Source organism: Enterococcus sp. LX10 (assembly GCF_023539285.1).
GTDB lineage: Bacteria > Bacillota > Bacilli > Lactobacillales > Enterococcaceae > Enterococcus > Enterococcus faecalis.
On record NZ_CP092784.1, the window covers coordinates 914844 to 927833 of the forward strand.

General features: G+C 36.6%; 12 protein-coding genes. 8 read left to right on the forward strand and 4 right to left on the reverse strand.

The window, feature by feature from the left end; all coding sequences use genetic code 11:
• The first annotated feature begins 10 nt into the window (after positions 1-10).
• Positions 11-1609 (forward strand): Nramp family divalent metal transporter, encoded by a 1599-nt coding sequence (locus tag MKZ30_RS04395; protein ID WP_002382010.1) that lies wholly within the window; start codon positions 11-13, stop codon positions 1607-1609.
• The gene (locus MKZ30_RS04400) at positions 1609-2034 is read left to right on the forward strand and encodes a universal stress protein (protein ID WP_002358161.1); all 426 of its coding nucleotides are present in this window, start codon (positions 1609-1611) and stop codon (positions 2032-2034) included. Before MKZ30_RS04395 ends, MKZ30_RS04400 begins: the two co-directional genes overlap by 1 nt.
• Before the next feature lie 55 nt (positions 2035-2089).
• Here MKZ30_RS04400 and MKZ30_RS04405 read toward each other — a convergent pair whose 3' ends face one another.
• Complete coding sequence (locus tag MKZ30_RS04405; RefSeq protein ID WP_033600443.1) at positions 2090-3760, reverse strand: PucR family transcriptional regulator; 1671 nt, start codon at positions 3758-3760, stop codon at positions 2090-2092.
• A 380-nt stretch (positions 3761-4140) separates the two neighbouring features.
• Here MKZ30_RS04405 and MKZ30_RS04410 point away from each other — a divergent pair, with 380 nt between their 5' ends.
• The 5 genes from MKZ30_RS04410 to MKZ30_RS04430 all read left to right on the forward strand — a co-directional run bounded on the left by MKZ30_RS04410 (position 4141) and on the right by MKZ30_RS04430 (position 9479).
• A complete protein-coding gene (locus MKZ30_RS04410; protein WP_002363656.1) occupies positions 4141-5802 on the forward strand; it encodes a peptide ABC transporter substrate-binding protein in 1662 nt (553 codons plus the stop codon).
• Complete coding sequence (locus MKZ30_RS04415; protein WP_002382064.1) at positions 5803-7053, forward strand: amidohydrolase family protein; 1251 nt, start codon at positions 5803-5805, stop codon at positions 7051-7053.
• On the forward strand, positions 7050-8267 hold the full coding sequence (locus tag MKZ30_RS04420) for an amidohydrolase (RefSeq protein WP_002384759.1): 1218 nt from the start codon (positions 7050-7052) through the stop codon (positions 8265-8267). The genes MKZ30_RS04415 and MKZ30_RS04420 overlap by 4 nt, the downstream gene beginning before the upstream one ends.
• Positions 8268-8501: 234 nt before the next feature.
• Positions 8502-8981: a free L-methionine (R)-S-oxide reductase MsrC gene (gene msrC / locus MKZ30_RS04425; protein ID WP_002360627.1), complete on the forward strand. Its 480-nt coding sequence runs from the start codon at positions 8502-8504 to the stop codon at positions 8979-8981.
• 66 nt (positions 8982-9047) lie between these two features.
• Complete coding sequence (locus MKZ30_RS04430; RefSeq protein WP_033600444.1) at positions 9048-9479, forward strand: VOC family protein; 432 nt, start codon at positions 9048-9050, stop codon at positions 9477-9479.
• A gap of 45 nt (positions 9480-9524) precedes the next feature.
• Here MKZ30_RS04430 and MKZ30_RS04435 read toward each other — a convergent pair whose 3' ends face one another.
• The 3 genes from MKZ30_RS04435 to galM all read right to left on the reverse strand — a co-directional run bounded on the left by MKZ30_RS04435 (position 9525) and on the right by galM (position 11619).
• Positions 9525-10163 carry a sugar O-acetyltransferase gene (locus tag MKZ30_RS04435; RefSeq protein ID WP_002379300.1) on the reverse strand — a complete coding sequence of 213 codons (639 nt, stop codon included), beginning with the start codon at positions 10161-10163 and terminating at the stop codon, positions 9525-9527.
• A 120-nt stretch (positions 10164-10283) separates the two neighbouring features.
• Positions 10284-10430: a hypothetical protein gene (locus MKZ30_RS04440; protein WP_002384758.1), complete on the reverse strand. Its 147-nt coding sequence runs from the start codon at positions 10428-10430 to the stop codon at positions 10284-10286.
• A 130-nt stretch (positions 10431-10560) separates the two neighbouring features.
• Positions 10561-11619, reverse strand: coding sequence for a galactose-1-epimerase (gene galM, locus MKZ30_RS04445; protein WP_305741609.1), 1059 nt, complete (start codon positions 11617-11619; stop codon positions 10561-10563).
• 198 nt (positions 11620-11817) lie between these two features.
• On the opposite strand from galM, the gene MKZ30_RS04450 reads away from it, so the two are divergent.
• Positions 11818-12981 carry a galactokinase gene (locus MKZ30_RS04450; protein WP_033600446.1) on the forward strand — a complete coding sequence of 388 codons (1164 nt, stop codon included), beginning with the start codon at positions 11818-11820 and terminating at the stop codon, positions 12979-12981.
• The last annotated feature ends 9 nt before the right edge of the window (positions 12982-12990 follow it).

The following is a 12990-nucleotide window of genomic DNA, read 5'->3' on the forward strand; positions in this document are numbered from 1 at the left end:
AGGAATTGAATTGAAAAATTCAGAAGAACATGAACCAAAGCAAAGACATCATTTGATTGAATATGCAAATGGTCCTTCGCTTGAAGAAATTAATGGCACCATCGACGTGCCTAAAAATATGAGTTTTTGGAAAACGTTATTTGCTTACTCAGGTCCAGGAGCATTGGTAGCAGTGGGGTATATGGATCCAGGAAACTGGTCTACTTCAATTACTGGGGGACAAAATTTTCAATATTTATTGATGTCGATTATTTTAATTTCCAGTTTGATTGCAATGTTGCTCCAATATATGGCGGCTAAATTAGGCATTGTTTCACAGATGGATTTAGCACAAGCGATTCGTGCTAGAACTAGTAAGACGTTAGGTATTGTATTATGGATTTTAACAGAGTTAGCAATTATGGCTACAGATATCGCTGAAGTTATCGGGGGCGCAATTGCCTTATATTTATTATTTCATATTCCTTTAGGTCTGGCTGTCTTCATTACGGTATTTGATGTTTTACTTTTGTTGTTATTGACAAAAATTGGTTTTAGAAAAATTGAAGCTATTGTTGTTGCTTTAATTGTTGTTATTTTTGTGATTTTTGCTTATCAAGTGGCATTGTCAAATCCAGTATGGGGAGATGTAATTAAAGGGCTGGTTCCTAGTGCAGAAGCTTTTTCTACATCACATGCGGTGAATGGGCAAACGCCACTGACAGGTGCATTGGGGATTATTGGTGCAACAGTGATGCCTCATAATTTGTATTTACATTCTTCTGTTGTACAAAGTCGTAAAATTGATCGTAAAGATAAAACCGATATTCAACGCGCTTTACGCTTTTCAACTTGGGATTCTAATATTCAATTAACGATGGCATTTTTTGTTAACTCTTTGTTATTGATTATGGGTGTGGCCGTTTTTAAATCCGGCAGTGTCAAAGATCCTTCATTCTTTGGTTTGTTTGATGCTTTATCAAATCCAGCGGTTATGAGTAATTCTATTTTAGCGCATATTGCAGGTTCTGGAATTTTATCGATTTTATTTGCGGTAGCCTTATTGGCATCAGGACAAAATTCAACAATTACAGGAACGTTAACTGGTCAAATCATTATGGAAGGCTTTATTCATATGCGCGTGCCAATTTGGTTACGTCGGATGGTCACACGTTTGTTATCTGTTATTCCTGTCTTAATCTGTGTTTTAATGACCAGCGGGAAAAGTACAGTGGAAGAGCATATCGCGATTAATAATTTAATGAACAATTCACAAGTTTTTCTAGCATTTGCTTTGCCATTTTCGATGTTGCCTTTACTGATGTTTACAGATAGCCGTGTTGAAATGGGTGAACATTTTAAAAACTCGTGGTTAATTAAATTATTAGGCTGGGTTTCTGTCATTGGCTTAATTTACCTCAATATGAAAGGCTTACCTGATCAAATTGAAGGATTCTTCGGTGATAATCCGACAGCAAGTCAAATTACGTTAGCCGATAATATTGCTTATGTCATCATAGCACTCGTCATCCTCTTGTTAGTTTGGACGGTTGTGGAATTATATAAAGGCGATAAACGATACGCACAGCAGCTTGCAGCTATGGAGCAACAAGTAGAGGAGGTTAAATAATGAAATTTTCAAAAATTATGGTTGGTGTTGAAGAGTCGCCAGATGCGTTAAAAGCATTTCATTATGCTATCCAAAAAGCAAAAGAAGAACAAGCTGAATTGGTTATTGTTTCGATTTTAGAAGAGAAGGAGATTAATGTTTACCAATCGTTAGATAAAAATTATTGGCAAGAACAGTTGGCGAAATTAGAGAAACAAACGGAAAAATATCAACAAGAAGCGTTAGCGAATGGCATCGATAAAGTAAGTGTAATTGTCAATGAAGGAAACCCAGGGGAATTAATTATTAATAAGCTTATTCCTTTGAATAAACCAGATTTGTTAATTATTGGCTCCAAGTCAACTAGCAAATTAAAAAGCTTTTTTGGTAGCCAAGCAGCTTATATGGCTCGATATGCCCCAATTTCTGTAATGATTATTCGCTAACAAAAATTGAAACAGTTAAAAAAGCCGCCACGATTTACTATTCGTGGTGGCTTTTTTATAGTAATTTTTGTTTATATAAATACACAGCCAAACTTAGTTGTAGCGAACTATCAGGAAATTCTAGAGTTAAGTGAAGAATCTCTTCTATTTTTTTTAAGCGGTAAATAATTGTATTACGATGTACATACATATTTGTGGCAGTCAACGAAATATTTTTATTCGATTGAAAGTAGGTGTTGATGGTTTCTAGTAGGGAACTTTCATGTTTTTGATCTTCTTTTTCTAATGGTTCAATCAATCGTTGATATATTTTTTGTTTGGCTTGTTTGGTCAGGGTTTCGATCATTAAACGATAAAAAAAGAGGTCGTCATAATTCAAAATAGTTCGTTGTTGTAATTCTTGACTTGCTTGTGCTAAGTGGAATGTTTCTTGTGCTAATTTATAAGAATCACACAGATCGGTGATTTTTTTGACAGTTGGACCAATCGCTAATTTAAATGATAATTTTGGATTCAGTTTCATTAGTTGCTCTAGTAAATTCTTGGCAAGATGAGTGGTTTGTACAAGATAGGTGGCTTCCTCTTGTGCTGGATTTTCTAGTAATAAAATAAAGCCAGTTTGTGTAGGAAAGGCAGTAATTTTTTGTCGATATCCTTCTAAAATATGATTCAATTGATGGCCAATGCTATTCATTTGAATAGTCGGATTAAACAGTTGTTCCAATTGTTCAATGGCTACAAGCAAGAGACTAAATGTATCTTTTTCATTTAATTGCAGATAATTACTAAATTCTTGCCAAGCTTGAGGATTGGTATTTTTTTCTTGGATAAGGTCTTGAAACAGCGCCCCGATCTTTTGCCTCGTTGTTAAATTTTCCGAAGATTCTAATTGAAGTTGTGGTAAAAGGTAGTGAGCACAGACCTCCACAGATAATAAATCAATCGTCTGTAATTTTTTGGTAGTTTGCCAAATCACTAAGTAAGATAAGCTGAGATTTTTCTTTTTGATGGGTAAAATTCGCAAAGATAACTGATGGTTCGCTAAGGAAAATTCAACAGTCAATGGTTCTTTATAAAATAATAGGAGCTCATTGTTCTGGGCTTTTAAAGCTGTCTCAAACTGTTTTTTGAGAGTCGCGTTGTTTAAAATACTGGTGATTCTTGTTGGCGCATCAGGTAAATCAAAATGATTCATAATCTGAAAACGCTCGTCTAAAAGCATTACAGGCGCTTGAATCGCGGCACTTAATACTTCTAGTAATTGGGTACTTTTTCCGCCAGCTTTGATAATTGTATAAAATTTATTATGCATATGAACAGAATGTTGGCTAATCGTTTCGTCAGGTTGATTGACTCGGCGATTGACCAATGAAATAATTTGAGAAAAGTTGTAATTATAAGGGATTGAGAGAATTGGTAATCCGACGTCATTCGCTAATTGGATCATCTCTTGTGGAACTTCATTGAAATAGCGTTGGACTTTAAAGCCTAGGGCAGCGCAGTTCATATTTGCTAGTTCTTGAATAAGACGTTTTTGCAAGCAAGGCTGATCTTTGAAAATATAGCCGGTAGTTAATAAAATTTCTCCTGGCGTTAACCAGTCAAAAGCATCAGGATTTTCTAAAATATTTGCTTGTAGAATTGGCGCATCTAAATTGGTCTCGTGTGTCAATAAGGTTAAACCAGGTAGTTCTTCTGCATGGAGTAGATCATTGACCGTCATCATTAGCAAGGCCTCCTTTTGTATGAATTATCTAAAAATTAAGTGTATTTATTGTAAGATGTTACAAAACTATTTTAGGGAAAATAAGGTATCCTTATACTAATAGAAAAAAGTTCCAAGTCATCACGTGATTGGTAGTCACAAGTGACCAAATAAGAACAATCAGCGCTTACAACCTATAGAAACGCATCGTTTAAAGATATAGCAATAGTATACTTAATTTTTAATGCTTTTACTATTGTTTCAGCTACTTTAAATGTCTCAAGTATTTCTATAATCTGTAAGTTTTTTGAGACTCTTATCAGATATGCTTCTTTTTCTATATTTTATCAGAAAATTCTGGTAACTTTGAAGGTTATAGTTTGTAAAATGGAGGGATCGGTATGAAGAAATTAAAAATGTTAGGATGCGTCGGTTTGCTTTTAGCTTTAACGGCTTGTCAGGCGGGAACGGGAAACTCGGCTGATAGTAATAAAGCAGCGGAACAAAAAATTGCAATTAGTTCTGAAGCGGCTATTTCGACAATGGAACCACACACAGCGGGGGATACGACCTCGACTTTAGTCATGAATCAAGTTTATGAGGGACTCTATGTTTTAGGTAAAGAAGATGAATTAGAGTTGGGGGTCGCTGCCGAAGAACCAGCGATTTCTGAAGATGAAACCGTTTATACATTTAAGATTAGAGAAGATGCCAAATGGTCGAATGATGATCCAGTAACAGCAAACGACTTTGTTTATGCATGGCAACAAGTTGCTTCCCCTAAATCAGGGTCGATTCATCAAGCGTTATTTTTTGATGTCATTAAAAATGCTAAGGAAATTGCTTTAGAAGGCGCAGATGTGAATACTCTTGGGGTTAAGGCGCTAGATGATAAAACGTTAGAAATAACTTTAGAACGGCCCACCCCTTATTTGAAATCATTACTTTCGTTTCCTGTTTTGTTTCCACAAAATGAAAAATATATCAAAGAACAAGGGGATAAATATGCCACTGATGCAGAACATTTGATTTATAATGGTCCTTTTAAATTGAAAGAATGGGATAATGCCTCTTCCGATGACTGGACCTACGAAAAAAATGATACGTATTGGGATGCTGAAAAAGTTAAATTAACAGAAGCAAAAGTTTCAGTAATTAAGAGCCCAACGACAGCGGTGAATTTGTTTGACTCGAATGAATTGGATGTAGTGAATAAGCTAAGTGGTGAATTTATTCCTGGTTATGTTGATAATCCAGCCTTTCTTTCAATTCCTCAATTCGTCACATACTTTTTAAAAATGAACAGTGTTCGTGATGGAAAAGAAAATCCGGCTTTAGCGAACAACAATATTCGTAAAGCGTTGGCACAAGCTTTTGATAAAGAAAGTTTTGTAAAAGAAGTTTTGCAAGATCAATCAACGGCTACAGATCAAGTAATTCCACCGGGACAAACGATTGCGCCAGATGGAACAGATTTCACAAAACTAGCTGCTAAGAAAAATAACTACTTAACCTACGATACAGCGAAAGCAAAAGAATTCTGGGAAAAAGGGAAAAAAGAAATTGGGCTGGATAAAATCAAATTAGAATTTTTAACAGATGATACAGACAGCGCCAAAAAAGCTGCTGAGTTTTTCCAATTTCAATTGGAAGAAAATCTAGACGGATTAGAAGTGAATGTTACTCAAGTACCTTTTACTATTCGTGTTGATCGTGATCAAACGAGAGACTATGATTTAGAATTATCTGGTTGGGGAACCGATTATCGTGATCCATTAACAGTTATGCGCATCTTTACTTCGGATAGTACCTTGGGCGGCGTAACGTTCAAGAGTGATACGTATGATCAATTAATCCAAGAGACTAGAACAACACATGCGGCTGATCAAGAGGCTCGTTTAAATGACTTTGCTCAAGCACAAGATATTTTGGTGAATCAGGAAACGGTTTTAGCACCAATCTACAATCGAAGCATTTCTGTATTAGCTAATCAAAAAATCAAGGATCTGTATTGGCATTCATTTGGACCTACGTACAGTTTAAAATGGGCCTATGTTAACTAATTGAATGAAGGTAGGAAGGGGTTTGTCATGCTTTTAAAAAACTGTAAATTAGAAACAGGATTCTCTACTGTGAATCAGCGAATTGTTGCGACAGAAACAGCTAGCTATGATATTCGAATTGAAAACGAGGTCTGTACTGCGGTCGCACCGCAGTTAAGGCCTTTAGAGAGCGAAACAGTTATCGATGTGAATCAGCAACTCGTTTTACCTGCTCTAAGAGAAATGCATATTCATATTGATAAAACGTATTTTGGGGGACCTTGGAAGGCCTGTCGTCCACTAACGAAAGGAATTTTAACACGTATTGAAGAAGAAACTTGGCTGTTACCTGAACAATTACCAACTAGTTTAGAACGTGCTTGCCAAGTTATTGAGCAGTATATTCAACAAGGCCATTATCATATTCGCAGTCATTGTAATGTAGATCCATCTATTGGAACGAAACATATTGAAATTACTAAAGAAGCATTTAGTCGATATGAACAATACGTTACTCATGAAATTGTGGCTTTTCCTCAACACGGATTACTCCGCTCACAAGTCGAACCTTTGATGCGCGAAGCCTTACGCATGGGGGCAACTCATGTCGGTGGCGTTGATCCAGCCCTTGTGGATCGTCATGTGGATCATTCAATCGCAAAAATATTTGAATTAGCTACCACATTTAATAAAAAAATTGATGTTCATTTACACGCCCGTGATACTTTGGGACTTTATGAATTTAATAAATTTGTTGATTATACAGAACAAGCAAAAATGTTTGGCGAAGTCACTTTAAGTCATGCTTTAGCCTTAGGGGGCTTAGAAGAAGCAGCAATTAGAGACATTGCGCAAAAATTCATCGAAACAGGTATTGATTTGACTTCGACTGTACCGATTGGAATGCCCACCATGCCGATTCCAACCTTGGTTGAACAAGGTGTTAAGATCTCCGTGGCTCATGACAGTTTGACGGATCATTGGTCGCCTTTTGGCAGTGGCAATACAATAGAAAAATTAAATACAGCCGCTCAAAGATTTAAAATTAGCGATGAGTATCGCTTGAATCGTTTATGGGGCTTAGCGAGTAATTTTGTAACGCCTCTTGATCCTAACGGGCAGCGAGTTTGGCCTAATGTCGGCGATTCTGCAGATTTCCTACTATTTAATGCTGAGAGCACTGCTCACGTGATTGCACGCCAACAGCCAATCCAACAACTGATACTAAAAGGACAACTGGTTGAAGCCGTTCAAAAGGGGGAAAGAGAATGACAGCATCCATTGTTTATTTGAATAATGTTCGTTTAGAAACTGGTTTTGCTAAAGACCACCACGAATTAACGTATACTAAAACCGCACGCTATACTTTAGCGATTCAAGAAGGGAAAATCCAAGCGATTATTCCGCAAAATCAAGTCACTGAAAAACAACAAGGCACTGATTTAAACGGACAACTGGCTATTCCCGCTTTTCAAGAGAGCCATAATCACTTAGATAAAACCTACCTTTCATTAGGCTGGCGTGCTAGCCAACCTGTTAAGAATTTAAAAGAGCGTTTAGCAGACGAAGCCAGTGAACTTAAATTGTTAGCGCCGTCAACAGAACAACGAGCGACGGCCATGATTGAAAAATTGATTGGTTATGGAGCCTCTTATATTCGGACACATGTCAACATTGATCCTTATGTAGAACTAGAAAACTTCTGGGGCGTCAAAAGAGCCTTAGAAAAATATGCGCATGTGATTGATTATGATATTGTTGTCTTTCCACAGCATGGATTATTAAAAAATCCCCACACGGTTTTACTCATGAGAGAAGCCCTAAAAAATGGTGGAACAATGGTTGGCGGTTTAGATCCTGCAGGCATTGATTATGCAATTGAAGAATCTTTAGAAACTATTTTCGATTTGGCAGAAGAATTTCAAGTAGGAATCGATATCCACTTGCATGATACGGGGGAAGTTGGCGTTTATACAATTGATAAATTTTTAGACATTTTAGAAGAACGAAAATTTACTCAGCGAACCGCTATCAGTCACGCCTTTGCGCTGCTAGATGTACGACCAGCAGAAAAAGAAAAACTATACCAACGCTTGGCAACGCATCAAACGGCGATTATGTCTACAATTCCCTATGATCCTCGTTATTTATTGCCACCAATTGATGTGTTACGCCAAGCTGGTGTATCGGTTCATTTAGGTAGTGATGGCTTTTTTGACTCTTGGAGTTCTAATGTTTCAGGTGATTTATTTGAAAAATTACGTAATTTTTGTGAAATGACAGGAAAGATTACAGAAGAGCAACTTACTCAAGCTTACGTCCATGGCTGTGGCAAAGAAGCACCTTTTTCATTTGAAGAAGAACGTCTTTGGTTTACAGAAGGCGACGAAGCAAACTTTATCTTTACAGAAGCAGCTTCTACAGCAGAAGTGATTGCTAGAAAACCGCAGAAACGCAAGATTATGTTGAAAGGACAATGGGTTTAACTTGCTTTAAAATTAGGTAGAAATAGAATGCTAAAAAGCCAAACAGAGGAAACAAGGTTCAGCTCTGAGCAACGCATAGTGTCAGTCTAGCGGTTACTCGTCACAGTTTAATCCTTATAAAGTGCTTCTGCTCACAACGTGTATCAGCGTTTCAAGTTTGTTTGACTCACTTTAACATAGCACTTTTGCGTATCTTCCTTTATAATAAGACAAAATGAAGGAGATGAACCAAGCATGACTGAACAAACGAGAGAAAACAAAAAAGCAGCCTACGAATTGTGCTTACAACAATTGAGCGGTTTGTTAGAAATAGAAACGGATGCTATTGCAAATTTAGCAAACTCGTCCGCGTTACTTGCACAAACATTACCAGATACCGTTTTTGCTGGGTATTATTTATATAAAGATGAAGAATTAGTTTTGGGTCCTTTTCAAGGGAAAGTCTCTTGTACCAGAATTAAAATGGGCAAAGGTGTCTGTGGTGAGTCCGCGGAAAAACAAGCTACATTGATTGTTGATAACGTGAAGACACACGCCAATTATATTTCTTGTGACTCAGCTGCGATGTCTGAAATCGTTGTACCGATGGTAAAAAATCATCAATTGGTCGGTGTTTTAGATATTGATAGTGGTGTAACAAATAGCTATGATGCGGTTGACCAACTGTATTTGGAAAAATTTGTTACCTTGTTACTAGAAAAATCAGATTTTTAAGCAGACTATTTTTGCTTTCTGACAAATCATGAGAAAATAAAGTATAAAATTTGATCATGAAAGAAGGTGAGTCATTTGTTAGAGCTGTATATAAATTTTAAAGGTGAAGCAAAAGAAGCAATTGCGTTCTATGAAGATGTTTTTGATACAAAATGTCAAAATTTAATGACTTTTGGCGAAGCACCTGAAGATCCTCAGCATCCTATAAACGACGAGATAAAGGATTTAGTGATGAACGCAAGTATCATTATTGAAGGAACCTATGTAATGATTTCAGATGTTCCTGATATGTTTGGTTTTGAAGTTACGGAAGGAAATAACCTTTCGCTCGTGGTTAGCACAGATGATGATGAAAAAATTGATCGCTTATTTAAACGATTATCTGAAGGTGGCACTGTTACAATGCCATTGTCTGAAACTTTTTGGTCCAAAAAGTATGGTTCCTTAAAAGATCAGTTTGGCATCCATTGGATGTTTAATTATTATGAAGAAGATTAAAATAAAAAATCCCCAATCCGTTATTTTCATTGGATTGGGGATTTTTTATTCATGAAAGAATTGCTTCTTAGCGATTTGATACTGCCGTTGCTTTTCTGTCCAAAATTGCTGATCGTTTTCATCAATTTTGCGAATGACTTTTGCTGGATTACCCCCAACAATCGTGTTGGCAGGAACGTCTTTTGTAACCACAGCACCAGCAGCGACAATAGCATTTTTTCCAATTGTAACGCCAGGTAAAATGGTGGCACTGCCGCCAATCCACACGTTATCTTCAACAATAATTGGCGTACCGAATTCTAATTCTGCAGTTCGAATCGTTGGATCAATTGGATGGCCGGCAGTATAAAAACTAGCACGAGGGCCAACCATGACGTTATCACCGAAGATGATTTTGTTTACATCTAAAAAAATGCAATCCATATTTGCATAAAAATTTTCTCCTACCTCAATATGGCGACCGTAATCTACATGGAGGGGTGGGGTGATATATAACTCATTGCCAGTTTTTCCTAATAATTCTTTTTCTAGGGCCACAATTTCTTTCACATTATCGATAGGAAGTTGATTGATTTTTTGAGCTAACACCTTGCCTTTTGTTGATTTATTTTCGGGTAAAATGGTGGGGGCGTAATATAATTCACCTTTTAACATTTGCATATAATCAAAGTCATTTTGTTTCATGTAAGCGCTCCTTTAGGCTTTTTCTCTATTGTATCAAATCAATACAATAAGTCGAGGAATATGTAAAATAAAAAAGGACAGATAGCAAAATAGCCTTGCTTATCTATCCTTTACCTAAGGTTATCCAATTTTTTTAACTCTCCCGCCAATTTTATCTGCTAATTTTTGTGCTTCTTTTTCAGAGTGGTAAACTAAACAACCTGATTTATCTCGCGTACGTTTACCATCTGCAGTTAAATAGCCATGAAAAAATTTGATTGCATACATAGACATCACCACCTTTCTAATTGAAAATAGTGTAAATGGAGCGATTAAAAATGTCAAATAATAGAAGTGCTCTTAACCATTCTTATCTTTTTTAGTTCGAAGATAAGCTTGGTTAAGAGCATCATTTCACTTAATAAATTAGTTTGAAACGGGTCGTTGAGTGAAATTCCTGTTCAGGTGAGAGGGTGATAGAACCGAACAAGGGAAATCTTTCAGCACCAGGACAGACTTGGGTTTCAAATGTGAGCGCTCCGTGATTGACTAATTTTTGCCCTTGAATATCGGGACCGTTATCAGCAAAATTTGCTGAAAAAATAACAACTGAAGGTTGATCAGTGAACATTTCTAAGGTGATATCTTTAGTAGGACTTTTTAAGATAACATCTGGGTTAATTAAATCATGATTGGTTAAGATGAAAGGGTGATCGAAGCCGTTCATCTTTTGGATTTGTTCATCGTTACTTGAAAAAACCTCAGCTAATTTTTTAGGTTTTTGTAAATCAAAAGCTGTCTGGTCGACGGAAGCTAATTCTCCAAGTGGTAAAACTCTTTCATCAAGCGGGACATACTTTTGGGCATTTATTTGCAACTCATGCGCATCAATGGGGATTGCGGGATTTCCAGTTAAATTAAAGTAGACATGATTGGTTGGATTAAAAAGTGTTTGTTCATCTGTAGTTGCCTGATACTCAATTTGCCATTCATTTTCTTCAGTCAATGTATACGTGACTGAAACAGTGAGATTTCCAGGAAAACCATTTTCACCAGCAGGACTCTCTAGCCAAAATTTCACAGAAGGATTCGCTTGTGCCTCTTGGATTTCGCTGTGCCATTTTTTACTTTCAAACCCAGGTGTGCCGCCGTGAAGTGTTGTTTGAGTAGGAGTATTAATCATCGTTTGATACGTTTTACCCGCTAGTTCAAAGGAGCCATCGGCAATTCGGCCAGCTGTTCGACCAATTGTTGCACCAAAATATAAGTCTTTAGACAAATATTCATCTGCTGAGGGAAAGCCTAGCACGAGTGATCGGGATTCATTTTTTGTAAGAGGAACGTCAAGCGCAACAATTCGCGCACCAAAATCTGTTGCTTTTAAAGTCACACCATTTTTATTCGTCAGTGTGTAAAGAAGCATTCCTTGTCCAAATGATTCAGTTGAAATAGTCAAAATAATCAATCCTTCCTTCAAGTAAATATTTAGTAAATTTAACTTTGTTGTTTAGATTATTTAAATAGTCAAAAAGAAACGCTAAGAAAATAAATCTTTATTTAATTGTATTGTACACGTTTTCAATCAAAATGACAATTAAGAAAATGTTAAGTAAATATTTGCAAAAGTTTAGTAAATATTATACAATTTGTTTACTAGTGAAAGGAGCGATTAGTGATGGAAGAACTGTTAATGAATCGATTTGTAGAAATATTTGGTGAGAAAGGGACAGCCTGTTATTTTGCCCCTGGAAGAATTAATTTGATTGGTGAACATATAGATTACAATGGCGGTCATGTTTTCCCAGCGGCTATTACTTTAGGGACATTTGGTGTGGCAAGAAAAAGAGACGACCAAAAAATTCGAATGTTTTCTGATAATTTTAAAGAGGTTGGTCTCATCGAATTTTCATTAGAAGATTTAACCTATTCAGATTCAGATGATTGGGCAAATTATCCTAAAGGCGTTTTAAATTACTTGATTGAAAGCGGACACAATATTGATTCTGGCTTAGATGTGCTCTTCTACGGTACGATTCCTAATGGTGCTGGCTTGTCTTCTTCTGCTTCTATTGAACTTTTAATGGGAACGATCTGTAATGATTTATATGCTTTACACTGTCCAATGCTTGAATTGGTGCAAATCGGTAAAAAAGTGGAGAATGAATTTATTGGCGTTAATTCAGGAATTATGGACCAATTTGCCGTAGGGATGGGAGAAAAAGATCAAGCTATTCTACTAGATACCAATAATATGCACTATGAAATGGTTCCCGCCAAATTAGGTGAGTATACGATTGTCATTATGAATACCAACAAACGTCGTGAATTAGCAGATTCAAAATATAATGAACGTCGTGCAGAATGCGAAGAAGCCGTTCGTTTGCTTCAAAAAGAGTTATCTATTGAATTTTTAGGTGAATTAGACAGCGAGACATTTGAACAATATCAAGCATTGATTGGAGATACAACGTTGATTAAACGAGCGCGTCATGCCGTCACAGAAAATGAACGAACTTTATTGGCAAAACAAGCACTAACTGAAGGGGATTTGGAAGAATTTGGCTTATTATTAAATGCTTCACATCGTTCGCTAAAAGAAGACTACGAAGTAACTGGCATTGAGTTAGATACCTTAGTGGCTTGTGCACAAGAACAACCAGGCGTTTTGGGCGCACGGATGACTGGTGCAGGGTTTGGCGGTTGTAGTATTGCTTTGGTACCAAAGCAAAATATAGATGCATTTATTGAAGCTGTTGGCCAGAGTTATCAAGATAAAATTGGCTATGCTGCTGATTTTTATCCTGCATCAATTGATGATGGTGCCAGAAAGTTATTTTAGAAAGGAAGG

Excerpts from the sequence above, each read along its gene's own strand:
- MKZ30_RS04440 (WP_002384758.1), bottom strand. The coding sequence starts at position 10,430 with ATGTATGCAATCAAATTTTTTCATGGCTATTTAACTGCAGATGGTAAA.
- MKZ30_RS04420 (WP_002384759.1), top strand. The coding sequence starts at position 7,050 with ATGACAGCATCCATTGTTTATTTGAATAATGTTCGTTTAGAAACTGGT.
- msrC (WP_002360627.1), top strand. The coding sequence starts at position 8,502 with ATGACTGAACAAACGAGAGAAAACAAAAAAGCAGCCTACGAATTGTGC.
- MKZ30_RS04435 (WP_002379300.1), bottom strand. The coding sequence starts at position 10,163 with ATGAAACAAAATGACTTTGATTATATGCAAATGTTAAAAGGTGAATTA.
- MKZ30_RS04405 (WP_033600443.1), bottom strand. The coding sequence starts at position 3,760 with ATGATGACGGTCAATGATCTACTCCATGCAGAAGAACTACCTGGTTTA.
- MKZ30_RS04410 (WP_002363656.1), top strand. The coding sequence starts at position 4,141 with ATGAAGAAATTAAAAATGTTAGGATGCGTCGGTTTGCTTTTAGCTTTA.
- MKZ30_RS04450 (WP_033600446.1), top strand. The coding sequence starts at position 11,818 with ATGGAAGAACTGTTAATGAATCGATTTGTAGAAATATTTGGTGAGAAA.
- MKZ30_RS04400 (WP_002358161.1), top strand. The coding sequence starts at position 1,609 with ATGAAATTTTCAAAAATTATGGTTGGTGTTGAAGAGTCGCCAGATGCG.